This window comes from Paraburkholderia fynbosensis (assembly GCF_902859935.1).
Lineage (GTDB): Bacteria > Pseudomonadota > Gammaproteobacteria > Burkholderiales > Burkholderiaceae > Paraburkholderia > Paraburkholderia fynbosensis.
On record NZ_CADIKI010000024.1, the window covers coordinates 22,981 to 44,457 of the forward strand.

Annotated in this window: 17 protein-coding genes and 1 pseudogene; 7 read left to right on the plus strand and 11 right to left on the minus strand. The window is 55.9% G+C overall.

Annotation, left to right across the window (positions count from 1 at the left end; all coding sequences use genetic code 11):
- Positions 1-62 precede the first annotated feature (62 nt).
- From HV770_RS30890 to HV770_RS30915, 6 genes are all read left to right on the plus strand, one after another.
- Positions 63-854 (plus strand): HpcH/HpaI aldolase family protein, encoded by a 792-nt coding sequence (locus tag HV770_RS30890; protein ID WP_175165321.1) that lies wholly within the window; start codon positions 63-65, stop codon positions 852-854.
- Between the two features lie 647 nt (positions 855-1,501).
- Positions 1,502-2,746 (plus strand): lactonase family protein, encoded by a 1,245-nt coding sequence (locus HV770_RS30895; protein WP_175165322.1) that lies wholly within the window; start codon positions 1,502-1,504, stop codon positions 2,744-2,746.
- Positions 2,743-3,261: a hypothetical protein gene (locus HV770_RS30900; protein WP_175165323.1), complete on the plus strand. Its 519-nt coding sequence runs from the start codon at positions 2,743-2,745 to the stop codon at positions 3,259-3,261. The genes HV770_RS30895 and HV770_RS30900 overlap by 4 nt, the downstream gene beginning before the upstream one ends.
- Positions 3,262-4,145: 884 nt before the next feature.
- A complete protein-coding gene (gene hppD, locus HV770_RS30905; protein ID WP_175165324.1) occupies positions 4,146-5,225 on the plus strand; it encodes a 4-hydroxyphenylpyruvate dioxygenase in 1,080 nt (359 codons plus the stop codon).
- A 246-nt stretch (positions 5,226-5,471) separates the two neighbouring features.
- Positions 5,472-6,221, plus strand: coding sequence for an electron transfer flavoprotein subunit beta/FixA family protein (locus tag HV770_RS30910; protein WP_175165325.1), 750 nt, complete (start codon positions 5,472-5,474; stop codon positions 6,219-6,221).
- Positions 6,222-6,234: 13 nt separating this feature from the next.
- Complete coding sequence (locus tag HV770_RS30915; RefSeq protein WP_175165326.1) at positions 6,235-7,179, plus strand: electron transfer flavoprotein subunit alpha/FixB family protein; 945 nt, start codon at positions 6,235-6,237, stop codon at positions 7,177-7,179.
- 1,017 nt (positions 7,180-8,196) lie between these two features.
- Here HV770_RS30915 and HV770_RS30920 read toward each other — a convergent pair.
- The 6 genes and pseudogenes from HV770_RS30920 to HV770_RS30945 form a co-directional block, all read right to left on the minus strand.
- Positions 8,197-9,477, minus strand: coding sequence for an MFS transporter (locus HV770_RS30920; RefSeq protein ID WP_175165327.1), 1,281 nt, complete (start codon positions 9,475-9,477; stop codon positions 8,197-8,199).
- A gap of 150 nt (positions 9,478-9,627) precedes the next feature.
- Entirely contained in the window at positions 9,628-10,179 is a 552-nt protein-coding gene (locus HV770_RS30925) for a hypothetical protein (RefSeq protein ID WP_175165328.1), read from the minus strand.
- Positions 10,149-11,330, minus strand: coding sequence for a lactonase family protein (locus tag HV770_RS30930; RefSeq protein ID WP_175165329.1), 1,182 nt, complete (start codon positions 11,328-11,330; stop codon positions 10,149-10,151). The genes HV770_RS30925 and HV770_RS30930 overlap by 31 nt, the downstream gene beginning before the upstream one ends.
- 244 nt (positions 11,331-11,574) lie before the next feature.
- Entirely contained in the window at positions 11,575-12,675 is a 1,101-nt protein-coding gene (locus HV770_RS30935; RefSeq protein ID WP_175165330.1) for a porin, read from the minus strand.
- Positions 12,676-13,031: 356 nt separating this feature from the next.
- Positions 13,032-14,327 carry an MFS transporter gene (locus tag HV770_RS30940; RefSeq protein WP_175165331.1) on the minus strand — a complete coding sequence of 432 codons (1,296 nt, stop codon included), beginning with the start codon at positions 14,325-14,327 and terminating at the stop codon, positions 13,032-13,034.
- Positions 14,328-14,574: 247 nt separating this feature from the next.
- A pseudogene (locus tag HV770_RS30945) lies at positions 14,575-15,117 on the minus strand (IS6 family transposase); the annotation flags it as partial.
- Between the two features lie 132 nt (positions 15,118-15,249).
- Here HV770_RS30945 and HV770_RS30950 point away from each other — a divergent pair.
- Complete coding sequence (locus HV770_RS30950) at positions 15,250-15,603, plus strand: beta-ketoacyl-[acyl-carrier-protein] synthase family protein (RefSeq protein ID WP_281366244.1); 354 nt, start codon at positions 15,250-15,252, stop codon at positions 15,601-15,603.
- A 607-nt stretch (positions 15,604-16,210) separates the two neighbouring features.
- Here HV770_RS30950 and dkgB read toward each other — a convergent pair.
- The 5 genes from dkgB to HV770_RS30975 all read right to left on the minus strand — a co-directional run bounded on the left by dkgB (position 16,211) and on the right by HV770_RS30975 (position 21,396).
- The gene (dkgB, locus tag HV770_RS30955; RefSeq protein WP_175165332.1) at positions 16,211-17,017 is read right to left on the minus strand and encodes a 2,5-didehydrogluconate reductase DkgB; all 807 of its coding nucleotides are present in this window, start codon (positions 17,015-17,017) and stop codon (positions 16,211-16,213) included.
- A 239-nt stretch (positions 17,018-17,256) separates the two neighbouring features.
- Complete coding sequence (locus HV770_RS30960; RefSeq protein WP_175165333.1) at positions 17,257-18,582, minus strand: MFS transporter; 1,326 nt, start codon at positions 18,580-18,582, stop codon at positions 17,257-17,259.
- Positions 18,583-18,609: 27 nt separating this feature from the next.
- On the minus strand, positions 18,610-19,362 hold the full coding sequence (locus HV770_RS30965; protein ID WP_246291359.1) for a cytochrome b561 domain-containing protein: 753 nt from the start codon (positions 19,360-19,362) through the stop codon (positions 18,610-18,612).
- 307 nt (positions 19,363-19,669) lie between these two features.
- Positions 19,670-20,617, minus strand: coding sequence for a 2-hydroxyacid dehydrogenase (locus HV770_RS30970; RefSeq protein WP_175165334.1), 948 nt, complete (start codon positions 20,615-20,617; stop codon positions 19,670-19,672).
- An 11-nt stretch (positions 20,618-20,628) separates the two neighbouring features.
- The gene (locus HV770_RS30975; protein ID WP_175165335.1) at positions 20,629-21,396 is read right to left on the minus strand and encodes a glucose 1-dehydrogenase; all 768 of its coding nucleotides are present in this window, start codon (positions 21,394-21,396) and stop codon (positions 20,629-20,631) included.
- Between the last annotated feature and the right edge of the window lie 81 nt (positions 21,397-21,477).

The window sequence follows — 21,477 nt, forward strand, 5'->3', positions numbered from 1 at the left end:
CGTGGCTCTGCCTGGAAGATTGCCAACGACATACCGTAACTGTTTTCGGATGGAACGAGCGAATGGGCAACGAACTTAAGGAGCGGTTGGATGGCGGCGACTACTGTCTCAACGGTTGGTTGGCGATACCTTCCGGCTTCTCGGCTGAAGTGATGGCGCAATGCGGTTGGCAAAGTGTGACGGTCGATTTGCAGCATGGGGTGCAGGACTATCATTCGCTAGTGTCCTGCTTTCAGTCCATGGGGGCCCATCCTGTAACTCCACTCGTCAGAGTTCCATGGAATGAGCCTGGGATTATTGGAAAGGTTTTGGACGCAGGCGCATGGGGCGTCATCTGTCCCATGATAAATACGCCAGAGGATGCCGCAGCGTTCGCGTCTGCATGTTTGTACCCCCCGCACGGAAAGCGAAGTAACGGTCCGATTCGGGCCGCGGCATATGGTGAAGCGAGTGCGTATCAGACAATCGCCAACGCCGAGATTCTGGTCCTGCCAATGATCGAGACGCGACAGGCGGTCGAGAACATCGACGCTATCCTTGATACGCCAGGAATAAGCGGAATCTATGTTGGGCCGGGGGATCTGGCATTCTCGCTGGGCAAGCTCCCAGCACTCGACCGCGAGGAGGACGAATTCCTCGCTATTTACGAGAGCCTAATTCAAAAAACGCGGAAGCGGGGGAAAGTAGCGGGCATTCACACCGGGACTGCCGCCTATTCGGCGCGGATGATCAAGATGGGCTTCAACTTCATCAGTATCGCAAACGACAGTGGACTGATGGCAAGGGCTGCTCGTGACGTAATTCGAGAGACGCATGAAGTCGTCAAGAGTTTGTCGTCATCAAACAAAGAATAGCGATCTCGAATCATTCTGAGGGTTGTTTTGGTCGAAGAGTTCCTCCGCTTCCCTAGAGTATCGGACTGTCAGGGGGGCGGAGTCTCCTCGCCGTACCAAAACTGATTTTCGCTGGCCAATAGCTGGCGTTTTTTTGCGTTCCGCTGCTTTGCAACGATAGGAACGTCAGAAGAGCGTCGTGTGGTGTTCGAGCCAGACTCGGTCGACAAGTCGCAAGACTTGAGAGCTTGTCACGTCAGATTTGACGGGCTCATTCAACCGTGGCGGCGTCCTGGATGGATGGGCACAAGGATTCCACTAGCGTTACCGCCGGCACCACTCGCTCCTGAAGGCCGACAAAATAGGCGAAGGCAACACGTGTCGGTTAAGGGTTTTCAAGCATAGCGACAACTTAGGCGTGGTTGCTAACCTGCATCGCAGTCTGATGGGAACGGTCACATTGCGTGAAGAGGACTAACACGCCTGTTCCGTCAGTGTGACGAGTTCGAGCAGGCTGTCGTTCGCAACCAGTGGCGATAGATGTCAAATCGACGAAAGGGAACGGCATGAAAATCACAAGGGCAAGCTCGCCATATCTGTCGTGGCGACGAGCTGCGTCCAATGAAGGACGTGCATCGTCACGTGCGAAGGGCAACTCGCAGAGTGGATTGTCGAAGGCATCCCTCCTTGCAATCGCTTTCGCGATGACAACGCTCCTAAGCAACGTGCACGCTGCGGACTTCATGTACGTCGGCACGTGGAACAATGTGCAAGCCTCTCCGCAGCTTGGCTTTTCGAAGGGCGTGTACGGCTGGCAGTTGGACAAGTCGTCTGGAGAGGTCAAACCGCTCGGTGTCGTCGCGAAGACGGTGACAAGCCCTGATAGCCTGGCAAGCAGCCCGGACGGCCGCTATCTCTATGTAACGGAATACAACGGTTGTGTGTGTACGCGTAGCTGGCCGTTTCCCGGCGCGCCCAGGGCGGGGGTGTCGGCGTACGCTATCTCACCGACGGATGGCTCTCTTACTTTGCTCAACAGCGTCGATGGACTGGGCGACATGCCAGCAGAGATCGGCGTCGATGCAACCGGGAAGACTCTGGCGCTCGCGAATTACTATGGTGGGAACGTCGTTACCTATCGAATTGAGCGCGATGGTCGACTCGGGCCAGCGGTGAACAACATCCATCACGTGGGCGCGGGTTCGCACGAATCCGCCGGACCGCATCCACATGGCTTGGCCTTCTCACACGACAATCGATGGCTATTTGTTACCGACCAAGGTCTCGACCGCGTCTATAGCTACGTGTTCGACGCGAAGACGTCTTCGATCCATCCGGCTTCGCCGGTGCCGTTCATTCAACTTGAGTCGGGACAGGGTCCGCGTAATATCGCAGTGCATCCGAATAACAAGTGGATTTACGTGGACACCGAAGAGGGCGGTCGCGTGTATTTGATGAGTCGCGGAGCTGACGGGGCCTTAACGGCACAGCAATCGGTTTCGGCGATTCCCGATGGCACGATGCAGCTCGGCACGGCTCAAGTCCACGTCAGCCCCGATGGAAGCTTCTTGTACGTAAATCACCGGCCGAATGAGAACATCGCAGTATTCTCGATCGACCAAAACAACGGAAGACTTGCGTTAATTGGCTTCACGCCATCGAGTTCACGAGCAGTGATCGGTAACCGTGCACCGGTGCCCAGTTGGAAGGAAAAGACTTTGTGGGAAAAGGTCGAGACGGGCGCCCGTTCGTTCGCTTGGGACATGACGGCGACTTGGGTCGCTTCAGCCAATTTGGGTGAGAACTCGGTAGCCTTGCTCAAGCGAAATCCAACAACCGGCAAGCTTACTTCAACCGGAACGGCTGTCTCCGTACCTCAGCCCACATACGCTATCTTCGTGAGCCCGAAATGAGACGACTTGCGTTTTTCCTCGCGTTGCTGATTACGGCGCCGGCCTTTGCTGACAGCGTCGATAGCATCGACGACCAGACAGTGCTCAAGGCATTCACAGAGCCCGCCGCCATCGCGGGAGGCCCCCTGTGGGTCACCGTGTTGTCGAACCGAACCATCGAAGCACTATGGCGCGACGACCCTGCGCGTACGACTCTTCAAATTGAGGCTGCGAATGCAGGATCTTCATTCTACGTGATGGGACTGGCGACAAAGACGCTGAACTTCAAACCCGAGGTTAAGCTCATTCAGAACGGACAGACGCTCGATGGCACAGTTGTCAATGTGGCGCATCTGAATGGGAATGCAATTCCCGAGGGCAGCGTCGCGCTCGGTTTGTTGGAATTCAAGGAGAAGGTCGACCTTGGGAGTGCTTTTACCCTGAATCTCGGTGGCACTCAAGTCAACTTCGCCATTGACCCGAGGCTGGCACAGAGGTGGGGAGCAATCACCACGCCGTCAGGGAAGGGATTCTAGTTAATGGCATGAGTGCAGGCTTGTGGCGTCGCTCCTTTTCCGGAGGCGCTGCTGGCGCGACGTACTGCTGTTGCATCAGTGCCGACTTCCAGTGGCTTCCGCCCCGCACCAGAGCCGCTGAGGAGTGTCACTACCTTTCCGGCGGACCGATCTAAGTGGTCCATAGGCTGTCGGGGGCAGCACACACGGGTCTGCACGAGGCTGCGGTATTTTTTCAGACCAGCACGAAGTAGCAACGATTTGCCCGTTTGATTATACGCATCAGCTACCATCATTTTTGCGACAAGGACCATAGTCCTGCAGGTCCGCGTCGTTCCTCTCTTCCAACTCAACGTCACGTAAATGCACACCGCCGCCTTTCTGTCGGCGGTTTCGATGGATTTCATTCCTCCGCCCGCACCGGCGCGCGTACTTTTATGATCAATCCCGCCTGGCCACGTCTTTGCTACGACCGTCGACTGGCTGGTTCCATCGGTGAATCCGATAGAAGTTATCGAAATTTGGCCGGTTCACACTGCCTCAGTTAGGGGATACCGTGGAATGACTTGTCTTCCTTCCTGTTTCGTCCGTAGGACGGCGCAGCGAGCGGGCGGGCGCAGGCCGTAAAAAATTGCGTAGCGTGGTTTCGCGGATGAGAACGCATCTACCAGGCCGCTTTTCGGAGGCGCGAGAACCTGAGATACCGCTTTTCGGACACGTGCCTGCTCGAATCCGGCCGCGTGAGCGGAAAAACTGGACATATGTCGTGCGAGGCGTCTCTGTCGCAATGGATATCGGCAGGTCGCGCCACAGTGAAGACATTGTTGAAGCCGACCCAGGCTCACGAGATTGGCACTTGAACTTCAACTTGGAGATACATGATGCAGCGAAGTAAGGAGGATAGCGTGACTGACCTTTCTGAGAATCCCATGCAGTTGACGGGCTTCGAATTTGTGGAATTCGCTTCACCAGAAGCTAACGTGCTGGAGCCGCTTTTCGAGGCTATGGGGTTCACGCTCATTGCTCGCCATCGTTCCAAAGACGTACTTCTGTACCGACAGGGTGACATCAATTTCATCGTCGATCGGGAGCCCCATAGCCGCGCCGCTTTCTTCGCTCGTGAACATGGCGCTAGCGCGTGCGGAATGGCATTTCGTGTAAATGACTCCCACGCCGCGTATGCGCGAGCTCTATCCCTTGGCGCCGAACCGATTGAGATTTCAACCGGCCCGATGGAACTCAAGCTGCCTGCCATTAAAGGCATCGCTGGAGCGCCCATTTATCTCATCGATCGATTTAAGGAAGGCGGATCGATCTACGACATCGATTTCGAATATATCGACGGTGTGGACCGCCATCCTGCTGGCCACGGACTTCGCCTCATCGATCACCTGACGCACAACGTGTATCGGGGTCGCATGGCTCATTGGGCGGCTTTCTACGAAAAGCTTTTCAACTTCCGCGAGATTCGTTACTTCGACATTAAAGGCGAGTACACCGGACTAACCTCGAAGGCGATGACAGCTCCGGACGGAAAGATCCGCATTCCACTTAACGAAGAGTCTGCGAAGGGCGGCGGCCAAATCGAAGAGTTTTTGATGGCTTTCAACGGGGAAGGCATACAACATATCGCGCTTCTTTGTGACGACTTGCTCTCAGTGATTGATAACTTGCGGACGTCTGGAGTGCCTCTTATGTCCGCGCCGAACAAGTACTACTACGACGCCTTGGACACGCGGATTCCTAACCATGGGCAACCTGTTGAGGAGCTCGCGGCGCGCGGAATCCTGCTCGACGGGGCAGTCAGGGATGGCGCACCTCGGCTCTTACTTCAGATTTTCTCAAAGACAGTGCTGGGCCCTGTCTTTTTTGAGTTCATCCAGCGTAAGGGCGACGACGGCTTTGGCGAGGGTAACTTTAAGGCTCTGTTCCAATCGATCGAGCGCGATCAGATCGATCGGGGTGTGCTAAGCACCAGTGCTTAAACGACAAACTTGTCGGTTACTGTCTAGCCGACCGACAAGCACCCGCAACCGTCTATCTGGGGAGTCTGCCATGTGCGTGGTCTCTCCAGTTCGCACCGCGGTTCAAATCGTTCTTAAACCCATCTGCCGATCGCAATGGTAACTCGATAGATTGCTGGCTTACGAATTGGCTAGAGTCATAGGTCCCGTTTTGCGTCGAGCATTCGTCAAAGCGGCAGGTGAAATGCTCCGTGAATGAGAGTCGTGATGAAGCTTTTGGTATGTCTCAAGCGAGTGGTCGACTACAACGTCAAAGTCCGCGTGAAATCGGACGGTACGGGCGTCGATATCGCGAACGTGAAAATGTCGATGAACCCGTTCGACGAAATCGCGGTTGAAGAAGCGGTGCGTCTGAAGGAAGCGGGCGTCGCGACCGAAGTGATCGCCGTGTCGGCCGGTGTTGCGCAGGCACAGGAAACGCTGCGCACCGCGCTCGCCATCGGCGCGGATCGCGCGATCCTGATCGAATCGAACGAAGACCTGCAGCCGCTCGCCGTCGCGAAGCTGCTCAAGGCGCTCGTAGACAAGGAGCAGCCGCAGCTGGTGATCCTCGGCAAACAGGCCATCGACGACGACTCCAACCAGACCGGCCAGATGCTCGCCGCGCTCGCGAATCTGCCGCAGGCGACGTTCGCGTCGAAGCTTGTCGCGGCGGACGGCAAGGCGACGGTGTCGCGGGAAGTGGACGGCGGCGCGGAAACGCTGTCGCTGACGCTGCCCGCCGTGGTCACGACCGATCTGCGTCTGAACGAGCCGCGCTACGTGACGCTGCCGAACATCATGAAGGCCAAGAAAAAGCCGCTCGAAACGGTCAAGCCCGAAGACCTCGGCGTCGATGTGACGCCGCGTTTGAAGACGCTGAAAGTCGCCGAGCCGCCCAGGCGCTCCGCCGGTGTGAAGGTGCCGGACGTGAAGACGCTGGTCGAGAAGCTGAAGACCGAAGCGAAGGTGCTGTGAGGAGACCCGAGAAATGACGAACCTGGTAATTGCAGAACACGACAATGCGTCGATCAAGGCCGCGACGCTGAACACGATCGCAGCGGCACAGAAGATCGGCGGTGATATTCACGTGCTGGTCGCGGGACATAACGCGCAGGGCGCGGCCGATGCGGCCGCGAAGATCGCTGGTGTCAGCAAGGTGCTGCTCGCCGATGCGCCGCAACTGGCCGCAGGCCTCGCGGAAAACGTCGAAGCGACGGTGCTGACGCTTGTGCAAGATGCGGCGAAGCACTACACGCACATCCTCGCGCCGGCTACCGCCTACGGCAAGAACATCGCGCCGCGTATCGCCGCGAAGCTCGACGTCGCGCAGATCAGCGACATCACGGCAGTGGATAGCGCCGACACGTTCGAGCGTCCTATCTACGCGGGCAACGCGATCGCGATCGTGCAATCGGCTGATCCGATCAAGGTCATCACCGTGCGCTCGACCGGTTTTGATGCCGTCGCGGTCGAAGGCGGCAGCGCAGCGGTCGAGAAGATCGAAGCGGCAGCCGACGCAGGCCTCTCGCAGTTCGTGAGCCGCGAGGTGACGAAGCTCGATCGCCCGGAATTGACGAGCGCGAAAATCATCGTGTCAGGCGGCCGGGGTCTTGGCAGTGGCGAGAACTACACGAAGGTTCTGGAGCCGCTGGCCGACAAGCTCGGCGCGGCACTGGGCGCATCGCGTGCGGCGGTCGACGCGGGGTTCGTGCCGAACGATTATCAGGTCGGTCAGACCGGCAAGATCGTGGCGCCGCAACTGTACGTCGCGGTCGGCATCTCGGGGGCGATCCAGCATCTGGCCGGCATGAAGGACTCGAAAGTCATCGTCGCGATCAACAAGGACGAAGAAGCGCCGATTTTCAGCGTCGCTGACTATGGGTTGACGTGCGACCTGTTTGAAGCGATTCCTTGCTTCGCTGCCGAACTCTAGGTACTTGGGACAACTCGAGGTGAATCGTGAGCAAATCTGAAACAGGGCATCCCGCGAATACGCGGAATGGCACGAAGCGACATGATGCTGCTATGCAAGCAAACCAGGAAGACGCTGAACTTTGGAGGTGGTTTGCGGCTGTGTATGAAGAGGGTCGCATCCGATGGTGCCGGTCTCACAGCGGATGGCTCGTGAGCGTCGATCACAAGCATCTGGCTACCGAACCAGATTTTGATACTGCTATTAGACTGGCTCGGGTACGGTACAACGTCGGTGAGCGGCGAGGGAAAGATCCGGCCGCCGAGACGCCGTCAGGTCCGCGTCGGGCGGCGATTGCTCTATAGCATCTCGACTTGATTGAAAAACAGAGCGGTTCCACCGTGAAATTGCAGACCGTCTTCAAGCAAGACCGATTCGTGTAGACGCCAAAGACGGAGACCTCTCGAGGAAACCCGCGGCTTTGAACCTTCTTGTCCTGAAAGGCACTGCAACACGTTCTCAAACCGTTCCAATATTGGGTTGACGTTCGGTATGTCTCCCACGCTGATGGCGGTGGGCAGCCAGCCATGGTGCTGTAGCTAGTGGAAGGCTGTCTGGAGAATACGAAGACCAGGTTGGTCCGCCGTACGCAGTCGTGTGTCCATACGTCCTCACCAGATTGCCCACCCACTGAGCCGACGACATCGCTACGCTTCTGCCACACTGCTGAACACTCTCTGCGGCGTGATTGACGGCAATTTACGCTCGTCATGTCCTCCGCCGAGCGCGGGAAATCGGGCGGACACGAAGAATGAAGCCAATGCCGGTGTGGGCCGCCGGCGGGACGAGCAGGTAAACCGGCAGGTCCTTGCTGAATGCTCAGCGCATCCCGCACATGTCGGTGTGCCAGTGAGTGCTGCCCTTTCCGACCCCGCCGCGCTAGTTGCTGGCCGTGAGCCGGAACTTGTCACGCCAGTGAGGTACGATCAACGGCGAACGCCAGGCGGGATATGCTGAGACCATAGCGTTCACGAGAATTCACGATCTCACATGTGCAAAGTCAATTGAGGCGCGTTGTGTGCGTTGTCGAATAGCCGCAGCGAACAGCACCGCAATGAAGAGGGAGACGCCCATCAACAGGTAAGATGTGTGAGGGGAGCCCGTTGGACCAGTCAGTAGCCCCACAAGATAGCTACCACAAAAAGCCCCCAAAGCGCTAAGGCTGTTTATAAGTGCAACGGCACCGCCGATGACGTTCTTTGGCAAAATTTCCGGGATGAGGGCAAAATAAGGGCCGCCTGGAACGTACATTGATACCCCTGCAATTGTAAGTAAGAGGAACGAACTCCAGAAGTGCGAAGAGCCAAGTAGCCAAAGTCCAAAGAAGGTCGCTGATGCGAGCGACAGGGATGTCGTGATGAATATCTTTCGGTTTTGCAGGCGATCAGAGAGCCATGCTGTTGGCAACATGACGAACACTGCACAGAAGTAGGGAACCGAAGCCAGCCAGCCCGTACTGACCATGCTCAACGAAGACGCCGATCGAAGTATGGACGGTAGCCAGATCAGAAACCCCGTGAAGCCGATGGACATAAAAAACATCATGCCGCCAAGTATCCAAACCGCGGATGTTCTGTACGCTTCCCGATAGTTCTTTATCGGATTTAACAGCTTTTGCTCTTCAGCGAGAGTGGTTTGAAGGGTCGCCTTTTCCTTCTCGCTCAACCAGCTGACTTGCTCCGGACGATCGCGAACAACAAGAAACCAAACCACGCCCCAAAGTACGGCAGGAAGACCTTGCGCCACGAACATAATGCGCCATCCATATGCTTGGACGAGATAGCCCGAAGCGATCGACATCCACAGCACGGTTACCGGATTGCCGAGAAATAATGCAGCGTTCACCCGGGACCGCTCGCGCTTGGTGAACCAATTCGATACCAGAATGAGAATTGACGGCATAACCGCACATTCAACGACTCCAAGTGAGAATCGGATCAGCATCAGAGTCGTGACGTTCGTTACAACACCGGTTAGCGCGGCCAGCACTCCCCACGCCACAAGACATACAGATAAGACTCTCCTGACGCTGTATCGTTGGATAGAGACGCCGATAGGGATCTGAAAGATGAAGTAACCTAGAAAAAATAGTGATCCGATGAGTGATGAAGTGGCCTGTGTAATGCCCAGATCGACGTTAATTCCGGCCGCGGCCGCGAAGCCGTAGTTTGCCCGATCGAGGAAAGCAAGGCTGTAAGTAACGAAAAAGAGTGGGGTGAGAATCCACCACCGCTTGTCGGACCACCGATTGATGTGCATCACTGTCTCCAAATCTATGTTATTGCAGATTTATCTGCTTCGCGATAAGCGATGGTGACGGAGGCAGTATTCGATCCTTGTTTGAAGATCGAATCTCTGCGATCCACGGCGACGGGGCGTCTCCGTCAAAAGCCTGCGACTTATCAAGGTTTAGAATCCTCTGCCGCCTGGATGTGAGACGTTTCCCCACTGCTCAGCGGTGCGACGGTTGATCGAAAATTTGATCGTGACTGTGCTGAATTCGATCTCGAAGGGACGAGCGATGTCGACGCGCTCGGTAAACTCAAGCAGGCCGAGCATCGTATTGCCTTTTGGAACTTGCTGCCCGTTCAGATACGCTATGTTCACGATGCGGCCGGTGTAACGATGGCCGTCTTGAACAATCGCGGCGTGGGGATCAATCGTGAGTGTGCGCGTCGCGAGCCCCATCATGTAGAAACAGGTGCCCGTTAGCGCAGCTTCAATTTGAAGCGCCTGACGAGCCGGATCTTCGCGCCATAGCGCTTCAATAGTCCGGTCCGAGAGCAGGGTGACCCAAAGCGGACCACCCGGCAAGGCTGCGGGTTCTGAAAATGCGGACAATACAGCTTGGTCTTCGGCCGATATTGAAGCTTCATTCTTGATTGCGAGGTCAGCTGTCGCAGTTTCGGGTTGTTTTGCGCACTGCGGTGTCATTTTGGCCTCACGATCAAGATTGAGCATGGTTGAGGAGTCGGGAGAACGTTATCCGTCGAAGAAAGGATGCCGCTCGAACGATCTCTCGCTAAGACGAGCACCGCGTCTTCTCCCATATTTGGAAAGGCCAACCAGGAAGCATCGTCATTCATAGCAAAGACGCGCGCACCCGTTTGGACCTTTTGCCACAATGTCTTGTCATTCCAGTCAATGACGTCGTCGTTTTCGAGAACGGAACGAGCGCTAGTCTCGGAGGACCCCAGAAATGTCAAGTGGCCGTCCTGTTGGTCAATCGAAAACGCCGCGACGCTTTCGGACGTGCGATGGTTTGCATACAAAAATAGTCCATCGGGGCTCACGTGAAGATGTGCGGCGCCGATTTTGATCGTTGAGTCACTGGGAAGCAACGAAATGGACTGTTGGAGATGAAGTAACCCTGAAGCAGCTCGAGTTAATACGTGAACTAGCCCGCTTTCTTCTGAGACCACGTACACACACTCGTTGAACGGATGTGCGGTTAGATGTCGGGGTCCATGGTCTCCCTCAAATTGCAGAAAAGGGGTTACAGCAGAAATAATGCGAGACGTCGACGGATCGAAGTCATAGACATATATCCTATTTAAGCCACGGTCTGCCACGTAAAGGCTTTTGTTGTCGGCAGAAAACGCGAGGCCATGTGCACGTGACTTTGATGAGCCAAAATCTGATTCCGGAACGCCATGCTTGATGTTACTAATAACATCGCCAATCGCCCCGTCTTCTCGGATTCGATATGTGACGACATTTCCCTCGTAAAAATTGACGAGCGCGAGAGTGTTACCTGTAGCATCGGTGCCTATTTCCGTGGGCATATCGCCGAGGGAATCTACGCTGTTGAGCTTTTTCAGCGCGCCAGTCTCACGGCAAATTGAATAGGACGTGAGGCCCGCTCGCGGTGCCCCGGGGAAGGGCCAGCTGCGGGTACTTATGCCGCCGTTGAACTCAGTCGCATATAGGTATCGCCCGTCGGGCGTTGTGGCCAAATCAGTCGCTGAACATACCGTCTCTGCCACCAAGCCCAATGGAGTAAAAGACCGGGCATCGCCCTCGACTCGCCACGCATATATGCCGCGAGAGAATCCGAGCGTTCCTCTCGCGGCGACATAGTTCCAACCACCGACGTATAAATATTGAGCCATATTGACCTGTTTTGTGGATATTGAAACTTCCTCGCGACTTGGTTACCGGATGCGTTCATGAGAAGACTGAGGGTTCATCAACGTGTGCCTCTAGAAGACTTTCTATATTCCTTTGCGTATCGACGGAAAAATATCGGTTCGCGTCCATTCGAGTCACCTGATAGAGCTACCCAATGCGATGATTGGTAATCGGAGTCGGTGCAGCTCGGCTAGTCACTGATGAAAAGGGCATTGGAACGTCGTGCTAGAAAAAGTGACGAATCCCGATCCCGAACGAATTCGGATCTGCGCCGACGGTCGAAGGTGCAACGGCAATTGCACCGCCGAAGAGAGAGAAGTTACCGGTAGAGTTGTTCCAAACACGACCGTAGTCAGCATACACGAATGTGCTCTTTGAAAGTGGATGTTTGTACGAGATGCCAAACACCGTCCCTCGCCCCACTTCGCCCGTTGGATTGTCTTGAGCGAGGCGCTGCACCTGAACTTGCAAGGTGTCTATTCCAATCTGTACACCAGCACCCAGCCAGGCGTCCCAGGCGCTTACAGGCGTGCCTTCTTTCCAATATCCTCCAGACGCTTCAAAGATGCCAAACTTGTATCTTCCGCCAAACAGATAGTCCCAGCGATCAGAGGTTGAACCGGTAAATGCAAGTGGGGAACCCGCGATATTGGCGAACGTCGCTCGCTGATATGACGCGGCGAGCGTCAGGTTTTGCTTTTCAAAGACGCCGCTTACCCCGAACAGACGCCCCGCATTCGTCGGAGGGTTGCCTATGCCTCCCGGACTTTGGTCTCCGAGACTGTAGGTCAAGTGTACGGTTAATCCGTACAGATTTGGGCTGATGTAAAAAACAGCGTTACTGACCCGACCGAAATGCTCAACGCCGCCAAGACCAATCACTGTGTTCGCGTTACCGAGCGATTGCAATTGAAAGATATCAGCTTTCACCCACGCATAGTAGGAGGGTGAAAAGTCGCGTCCGAAGACCAGCGTTCCGAATGTGTTGCTATTAAGTCCAACGATTGCTCGTCGATCGAAGCCGGTGCCAGGTAATCCATTAGGAGCCGCTGGAGTAGCGCTCGAGTAGTTCCCAGAGTAAGAGGAGGCGGCACCTGTGTTAATAGCAAAGCTCGACTGCAGGTCGAAGATCGCTGCAAGGCCGCCACCAAGGTCTTCCCTTCCTTTAAAGCCGAAGAAGTTCGGTCCGTCCAACCCCGAGGTCTGTGAAAATGAATGCGCACCACCGCCATTGTCAATATACGCTAGCCCGGCGTCGAGCATTCCGTAGAGAAGGACGTATGACTCAGCTTTGGCGGGCGTGCTTGCAAGCACAAGCAGTGTCACTGAAGCAGTCGCGAGGTGTCGGAACTTTGGTCGGCAAGGGCGTCGCCGGCAAGTATGAATGTCTCTTGTCATATGTATTTGTTATGTACAACTATTAAAGTGAAGGTTGGTGGTGGTGCGAAGATGGGCGGTTGCCCGGTATTGAAGGCCAGTATTGCAATGAATTTATTCGATGTACAGCTACTGTTTGTTTTCGACTCGAAACCAAATACAACAGGAAAACGTTCGCTTGGCGGATTTCTCGGGAAGTGGTTCATCCAAACCAGGCGGCTCCGCCTTCAGTTGAATCGGTGGGCAAAAAAGCGAAGCGAGCATTGCATCTAGCGAAGCTTCGTTGTAGTCACGCCGGTAGTTAGTCATTGGAGCGCTGTCGGGCGAGCCATCTGATCCTCACGGGAGTGAAACTTGCCGCAGAAGAGCAGGAGAATGGAACTCAGAAATGCGACCGACATGATAATTAAGAGACCAACGGTGTAGGACCCCGTCCAATCCTTGACTGTACCCATTAGAGTGGGTGCAAGAATTCCAGAGATGGAGCCTACTCCATTGATTATGCCCAGCCCTGCCGCTGCTTCCGTTCCAGACAGCATCTGTGTAGGAATAGCCCAGAAGACCGGTGAGAAGGCGTAGACGCCGCCAAAAGTCAAACTAAGACCGAGCAAGCCTGCGACAGGGTGATGACTGGTGAGGTAGCAAGCGCAGCCAATGAGAGCGACGAACACCGCCGTGACGGCGTGGAAAAGGCGCTCACCTGACTTATCGGAGCTATATCCCCACAACAGCATGAAAATTGCTCCGACTGCGAAAGGTACACCTGCCAACATTGCGGCGACGGTTCCGCTAAGACCAAAGCCTTGAATAATTTTAGGTAGGAAGAAGATGAGCCCAAATGGGAGGCACGACACGCCAAAATAGACAGCCGTAAAGAGTGCGATGCGCGGGCTCATCCACGATCGCCGTTGAGTTTGAATGCGCGGCTGACGCTGATTGTTCTCCTCATCCAACTGGCGCCTAATCCAACGCTGCTCCTCTGGACTGAGCCAGCGGCTCTCTTCCACACGCGCAGGGAGGACGAAGAGAACAACCATGGCAAGTAGGCACGAGGGCAGTGCTTCAAACACGAATATGTTCTGCCAACCTGTTAGGCCGAGGAGTCCATGCATGTGTAAAAGAAACGCCGAAATCTGCGCCGCGATCAATGCCGCAAGTGGGTGAGTCACAAGCAGTAGGCTGAGTACACGGCCGCGATACTTCTCCGGAAACCATGTCCCTGCGATGAAGACGACGGTCGGCGCGAATCCGGCTTCTGCGGCACCCATGGCCAAGCGGATGACGTAGAAGGTGCCGGGCGTTTTCACGAGGGCAAGTGATGCGCCAAGGACGCCCCAAATGAACATCGTCAGCGCGATCCAAAAACGGGCACCCAGCTTAACGAGGGCCAGGTTGGACGGGGCACCCATCAACATATAGGTTAGGAAGAAAATTCCGGAGCCAAATCCGAACTGGGCGCCGGTAAACTTGAGTTCGCGAGTCATTTCGAGACCGGCGTAGGCGACATTCATCTGACTGAACGCCTGTAACACCGAACCCAGCGCTAGGATTGGGACTACCCACCACATCAGTTTTCGAATCGTGCGGGATTCAATGGTCATGAGTGTCTCCGGGAAGGTATTGGGTCGTCGTGGATGCGCCTCCACGAGCGAACATATTTCAGCCAAGGTAGCCCCTTACTTCTATTATGGGAAGTGGCGAAATTTCGATACGATCCATCGCGCACACCGATAGGTGCGGTGGTCCCGTAACAGATGTCTATCCCCAAGAGGACGCAGGCGACACACAACCGGGCCTCAGGGGCTCGAATGAGGGAAAGCACTTAGCCGTGGCTGGTTATTTGACTGTTTTGATCGCTCGCTGGTCTTGCCCGACAACGTTGTTCAGGCACTTCGTTTGTCGAATTTTGATCGGTGCCTCACGCTCGAGATTGATTATGTGTAGCCCTGCGAGGTTGGCTCCGCTCTTATCGATCGTTACCGTCTCGGGTGCGCCGTTCGGAGCGATAGCTTTTTCGAAGTAGCGCTGCGCGGCGGTCTTGTCCCGCTTCGCGCGGAACAGAAAATCGATCGTGTTACCAGCTTCTTCGACGGCCCGGTACAGGTATTTCCATTCACCCTTCACCTTGATATACGTCTCGTCCATTCGCCAGCTCTTACCAACCTCCCGCTTACGCGGTCCGAAGGCCTTCTCGATAACCGGCAGAAGCTTGATAGCCCAGCGATGCACAGTCGAATGGTCGACGGACACAGCCCGCTCCAACATCATTTCTTCGAGATGGCGCAGACTTAACGGACAGGCTACGTACCAGCGCACGCAAGTGAGCATCACATCCAGTGGGTAGGGTAGGCGTTTGCGCACCCTCCTCACGGCGGCATTCGGGGTTGTCATCGTCGGCCACATGTTCGTTTCGGAAACATTCACGATAGCAGGTACGCTTACTGCGACAGAGCCGCCGGCCTCGTCGTCACGGGACTGGACGGGGCGAGGGCGCTTGCAGGTGGATAGGGGGTCACAGCTCTGCTGTCGGTTGGCTTTTGCCGGGCAGAGAAAGGGCGCACGCCTAAGGCGCCGGCGCTTGCCGCCCAGCGGGCGCTTGCCAGTGCGGGTGTCGCTATCGACGAAGTGAAGGTCGTCGTGACTCACAATCCTTTAGCTGTCAACGACCTGTGGTTCGCGAAGGCGCTCGGCTTTTCGCTCGTGAATATGAACCCCTACGGTTGCAGCCTCATTTATGGTCATCCGCAAGGCCCGACCGGAATGCGCGGCATCGTCGAACTCGTTCACGCATTGCGTGAGCGGGGCGGCGGCCTGGGGCTGTTCGCCGGCTGGGCGGCCGGTGACATGGGGGCCGCGATCTTGCTGCGTGTCGAATGATCAAGGAACTGGGGCAGGCGACGATGTCGAATTGCCGTACTGTCTCTAACGTCATTGTCGGCTTTTCATCCGATGCTCACCGGCGGCAGCAGCATATGCGGTGCGCGTCCACAGGGATGCCGGACACGGCTATAGTCAAGGTTCCGGACCCGGCAAGCACGAGATGTGGAGAGCCGCGCTTATGCCGCTCTCATATGTCATAGCACCGTGAGCGGCAACGTCGTCGAGTAGGCCTACTGTATCGCCCGTGGCTTGAGCGCGGGATGCTAACGCCCGCACGGCGTCAAACCAACGATTCGGTCGAAGCGATGGCCGCCGCTCAGTGACGCCCAATCGCCTTACGCGAGGATCGCTATTGATTCTTCAACTTCGTCGCAGTTGATTCGAGGGCGGGCTGTACTCGCAGCGCGAAAGGGCCATTCTGCACGATCAATTTCGCTAGATCGAGCAGTCAAGGGGTTGGGTAGTGCCGCACCTAGACGACCCTGATGAAATTAGTCGCGTTTCCTTTGGAAGGGCGGTATTCCGTCCATCGTATGATCCCGCATGCGCGGGGCGTCGTTTGGAGATGAATTGCAACGGAGCAAGAAGGAAGCGTGTTATAGCACTAGTCCCATTCTGGCGCTAGACCGTCGGGGTTAATCATCCGGCAATTGCACTCGAGTCCAGCGATCTGTTCCATGTCTTCGCGAGTCAGGCGCACGTGCTGCGCGAGTAGATTGCTTGCGAGATGCTCACGCTTTGTCGAGGACGGTATCACCGAATAGCCCAAGCTCAGGGCCCATGCAAGTGCGACTTGTGCAGGGGTCGCAAGTTGACGGCGTGCAATCGCGTTTATCACAGGGGCTTCAAGGACCTTACCGTACGCAAGAGTCATATATGATGTGACGTGAATTCCTTCTCTTTGCAGGAACTCGACAAGCTTGCGATTCTGTAGATAAGGACTCAGCTCGATCTGATTGGTCGATATCATATTCTTTCCAACAGCGGCTTCTGCTTGCTTAACCAGTGAAACGTTGAAGTTTGATACGCCAATTCTCCGAGTGAGGCCTTTTTCTTTTGCGTCCACGAGAGCGATCATATAATCCTCAAGCGGCACTCCACAATTTGGAGCAGGCCAATGAATGAGCGTAAGGTCGAGATAGCTCGTGCGTAGTCTTGCAAGACTTTCTTCGAGGCTGTCCGCAAGCCTATCTTTAGGGTAGTTATCGACCCAGACTTTGGTGGTCAGAAAGATGTCCTCACGCGGCACACCTGACACCGCAATTGCCGTTCCTATTTCTGCCTCGTTACCATAACGCTGTGCAGTGTCGATCGAACGATATCCCAGTTCGAGCCCGTCTAAGACTGAATTCGTAACGATCTGACCTTGCAAGCGAAACGTACCGAGGCCGAGGGAAGGAATGCTGGTCATTGGGTCTCCTACGTGTGGACAATGTGATCCTTACGGATCTGCATCGAAAGAAAACGTTTGATTTTGCGTCCCGCTGTCGTTCTCACCGATGGCCAGCCGCGATGGGCACAATTGAACGGCGACGTCTTGAGTTCGGCAGAACGACAGGCTCGTGGCAGGGCCGCGGGGCGGCATGGTTGCAGGTTGTTGTCGTCAGGCTGGCTCGACGGAGGACTGAGGTCTCCGCCGAACCTATTTCCTCAAAGCTCGCGCATCGTCGGCGTAGCGGGGGCCTGAGATCCCTTCTTGTTTTCGCCAACTCGCTTGTGCAATCCGTGGTGACGGCCATACAGATAAAGGAGAACGCCGGCGGCCGTTGCTGTCAGGACGACGCAGAGAAGACCGGATTCGTAATGGCCTGTAATGTCCTTCAGCCAACCCATTAAGGTCGGGGCCATGATGCCAGCTACTCCGCCCATACCATTAATCACCGCAATACCCATTGCAGCGATAGCACCACTGAGCATCCGATTCGGCAGCGTCCAGAAGATTGGCAGAAAGGCAAAGATCCCTCCAAGCGTCAGACAGAGACCGATCAAGCCTGACACAGCGTTGCTGGTGACCAGATAAAGGGCGCTGCCGAGCAACGCGACACCGAGGGCGGCGAGTGCATGATAAAGGCGCTCGCCGGTTCGATCGGAACTTCTGCCCCAAAGAAGCATCAGCACACCTCCAGTTGCGAAGGGAGCACTCGCGAGCATCGAGGCGACGGGCCCGCTAACACCAAAAGTCTGAATGATTTTCGGCAGAAAGAAGATCAGGCCGAACGGCAGGCAGGAGGCACCGAAGAAGATGAGCGCAAACACAATGACTCGGGGATCGACTAGTGCTGCCATCGAAAACGTCACCTCCGACTGTGCGCCGTGTTCTGATTCCAATTTTGCTGCCAGCCAGTCGCGTTCGTCGTTCGTGAGCCATGGCGCTTCTTCGATACGAGCCGGAAGTACCCAAATCACGAACAGGGCGAGAACCGAGGCGGGTAGTCCCTCAACGATGAAAACCCACTGCCAACCTGCAAGGCCGAGTACCCCATTCATTTCGAGCAACCAGCCCGAAATCTGTCCGCCGAGAGTCGCGGAAATGGGGTTGCAGACGAGCAGGAGGCTCAGTACTCTCCCCCGATACTGCTCGGGGAACCAGTTCCCGGCGATGTAGAGGATACCGGGGATGAAGCCCGCTTCGGCCGCTCCGAGCAGTAGGCGCAGGACATAGAAGCTGGTAGGTCCCCTGGTGAGTGCAAGGGAGGCACACAGAAGTCCCCATGCAAACATCGCAAGCGCAATCCACCGTTTTGCTCCGACCTTCAGGAGCATTATGTTGGCCGGTACTCCCAACAGCAGATAGGACAGGAAGAAGATCCCGGAACCAAATCCAAACTGTGTGTTCGTCAGTCCGAGGTCCCGCGTCATTTCAACGCCCGCGAAAGCGACGTTTAACTGGCTAAACGCCTGAAATACGGCGCCAATTCCCAGGACTGGAACTACGCGGCGCATAAGCTTGCGCATTGTGCTGTCTTCGATCGTCATTGCTTATCTCCTCCAAGAGCTGTCGCTCTAGTGATGTGGGTTATCTTTCGCACTTACGCGGCGCACGCCGATGCCAATTACCTTGATCTTGTTTCCAGGATGCAGCGGATCGGGGCCCCAGATAGCTTGATACGTATCGATGCAGCGCCCACTCATCTGCAAGGCACCTGCGGCGACGCCCAATAAGCACCACCACAGGAGAATGATGATCAGCATCCAGCGCGGCGCATCAGCTACGAAGAGCCCTATGACGATTGCTGACGCGGCGATAAGTAGCGCAAGGACGCCACCGAACTTGTGCACATATTCAAAAACGATCCGCCGACGGGTCATGTCATAGTGATCTCCGCGGTAGCTGCCTTCCGCCGCGAGTTCACCGGTTGGTCCGCCCTTGGTGCCTCGCAGGACGCCGGACGCAATTTGCGTCGCTGCTAGCAACATCGTGGCCCAGCCGAGCAATCCGTGAATATGAGCGATAGCGGTCGCTTGCCGGGCGTATTGGATGACAATCACGAGCGCGCAAACGGCAATAAACGTCCCGACGTATTGGAGCCGGCGATGCCAGCGCCACCAGAATTTGTTGTCGAGCTCCTCGGGCCAGACCTGTCGTGGGGTGATCTTGAAGTACCGGGCGATGAGTACTCCCAACGGTATCAAGATTCCCCATGCCAGCACCATTCCTCGTCCGTGCCAGGCAGCCCACATTGGCAGATGATGCTCACCGGCCCCGCTTAGCGGGGCCATCAGCCAAGTGACTAGGGAAAATTCTTCAGCGCTCACGTTGCTTCCGATTTAAGAGGCGTTTCCGGTTGGGTTCCAGGGGTCGAATGGCATTCAGTCCACTTGAGAAATCATCGTTCCATTTCTCGAATGTGAACGGTCACATCGTAGTTTGCACATCCCCGGCATACAACCCGTGAAAACCTCTAGTCCCTTGCCTTGAGCCGTTTTTGCCTATTGCTGGATGGAATCGAAAATTTGGTCAGCGATGTGCACGTGCATATTGCCGCTCAACGCAGTGGCGCAGGCACACCGAAACGCGGCCGGCTCCGGAATCGAAGCGACGGTGCGCTGTGCTAATGGCAGGCTACACGAGGGCAGTGAGTAGCGGTCTTTGCCCGACATAGGCCTCAAGGTTTCCGAGGACGATGTCTGCCATTCGCGTTCTGGTCTCTACGGTCGCGCTTGCAACGTGTGGGGTGAGAACAACCCCAGGATGCTTAAGCAGCGCTTCCGGAATGTTCGGCTCGTGCTCAAACACGTCGAGCGCCGCGCCAGCAATGGTCCCTGCATTGAGCGCCTCAATCAGCGCCTGCTCGTCGACCAGAGAACCGCGCGCAACGTTTACGAGATACCCACTGTTACCTAGCGCCGAATACGTATCGGCTTTGATCAGATGGCGCGTCGACGCATTTGCGGAGCTCGCCAGGATCAGAACGTCACTTGCCCGGGCGAGTGAATTGAGGTCGGCATGGAACTCGTATTGCACGTCTTTCCGCTCAATGTCCGTATAGCAAATCGGCCCAAAGGCCTTCAGACGAGAAGCGATGGCTGATCCGATTCTGCCGAGGCCGACGATTCCGAAGCGACGCCCGGTGACCTTCCGCGCGAGCCGAACGTCTCCGTTTGGCCATTCTCCAGCGCGTACGTGAGCGTGAGCTGCCGGGATTTCGCGAAGGAGGGAGATGATCAGGCCGACGGCGAGATCCGCGACATCGTCCGTTAATACATCAGGAGTATTTGTAACATGGACACGGCGTGCTTTTGCCAGGTTCAGGTCGACTTTGTCGAAGCCGACCCCATTGATAGCTACGATGCCCAACGATGGGAGTCTGAGCATCAGGTCACTGGGGCAGCCGATGTGCCCACCCGTCGCCACCGCGCGCACGCGCGCAGCATTCTCTTCCAGCCATTGGTTCTGTGCCTGATCGTCCAATTCGAACCAGCGCACGATTTGAAGATGCTTGTTCAGCCCGGCCTCGAGGTATTCAGAGAAAGGGCACAGCTGAAGCGTGAGAGTCTTGCTTTCGCTCATGTTATTTACCGTTAGATGACGGAGAGAATGCCGCCGTCGACATAGAGGGTTTGCCCGTTTACGAAGTTAGATGCGGGCGACGCAAGGAAGACGGCTGCACCGTGGAGGTCCTCAAGCTTTCCCCACCGGCGTGCAGGCGTGCGCTTCTTGAGCCATTCGTCGAAGACGGGATCTTCATACAGAGCCTTGTTCAGTGGCGTCTCGAAGTAACCAGGACCGATCGCGTTGATCTGCAGGCCGTACTGTGCCCAGTCAGCGCACATGCCTTTCGTCAGATTCTTTACCGCGCCCTTGGAGGCGGTGTATGGAGCAATGCCGGGCCGGGCAAGCTCACACTGGACGCTGCCGATGTTGATGATCTTCCCGTGCTTGCGGGCAATCATGTGCCTCGCGACCGCCTTGCTCACAAGATAGACGCTGTCGAGGTTAGTGCTCATCAACTCGCGCCAATCGTTGTCGTCGAAGTCTTCAAGTGGCTTTCGGCGCTGAATACCTGCGTTGTTGACGAGAATGTCAATTGGCCCTTTTTCCTCGACTTTGTCGATGGCCTGCTTGATGCTTGCGGCGTCCGTGACGTCAAATGACGCTGTATCGACCTGTCGTCCAAGCTCACGAAGCTGGTCGGCGGCTGTATTCAATGCTTCCACCGACCGGCCATTCAAAACCACTTGGGCGCCCGCTGCCGAGAGTGCGTCTGCGATTGCAAAGCCAATACCTCTTGATGCGCCTGTTATCAGCGCGGTCTTCCCGCTCAGATCAAAAAGTCCCTGATGTGTCACTTATATCTCTCCATGGATGCTGAAACTTCACCTTGACTCCCATGAGTGTGTTTGTATCATGTGACCGCTCACATAGCAAAT

Excerpts from the sequence above, each read along its gene's own strand:
- HV770_RS30890 (WP_175165321.1), top strand. The coding sequence starts at position 63 with ATGGGCAACGAACTTAAGGAGCGGTTGGATGGCGGCGACTACTGTCTC.
- HV770_RS30900 (WP_175165323.1), top strand. The coding sequence starts at position 2,743 with ATGAGACGACTTGCGTTTTTCCTCGCGTTGCTGATTACGGCGCCGGCC.
- HV770_RS30910 (WP_175165325.1), top strand. The coding sequence starts at position 5,472 with ATGAAGCTTTTGGTATGTCTCAAGCGAGTGGTCGACTACAACGTCAAA.
- HV770_RS30915 (WP_175165326.1), top strand. The coding sequence starts at position 6,235 with ATGACGAACCTGGTAATTGCAGAACACGACAATGCGTCGATCAAGGCC.
- HV770_RS30920 (WP_175165327.1), bottom strand. The coding sequence starts at position 9,477 with ATGCACATCAATCGGTGGTCCGACAAGCGGTGGTGGATTCTCACCCCA.
- HV770_RS30925 (WP_175165328.1), bottom strand. The coding sequence starts at position 10,179 with ATGCTCAATCTTGATCGTGAGGCCAAAATGACACCGCAGTGCGCAAAA.
- HV770_RS30930 (WP_175165329.1), bottom strand. The coding sequence starts at position 11,330 with ATGGCTCAATATTTATACGTCGGTGGTTGGAACTATGTCGCCGCGAGA.
- HV770_RS30940 (WP_175165331.1), bottom strand. The coding sequence starts at position 14,327 with ATGACCATTGAATCCCGCACGATTCGAAAACTGATGTGGTGGGTAGTC.
- dkgB (WP_175165332.1), bottom strand. The coding sequence starts at position 17,017 with ATGACCAGCATTCCTTCCCTCGGCCTCGGTACGTTTCGCTTGCAAGGT.
- HV770_RS30960 (WP_175165333.1), bottom strand. The coding sequence starts at position 18,582 with ATGACGATCGAAGACAGCACAATGCGCAAGCTTATGCGCCGCGTAGTT.
- HV770_RS30970 (WP_175165334.1), bottom strand. The coding sequence starts at position 20,617 with ATGAGCGAAAGCAAGACTCTCACGCTTCAGCTGTGCCCTTTCTCTGAA.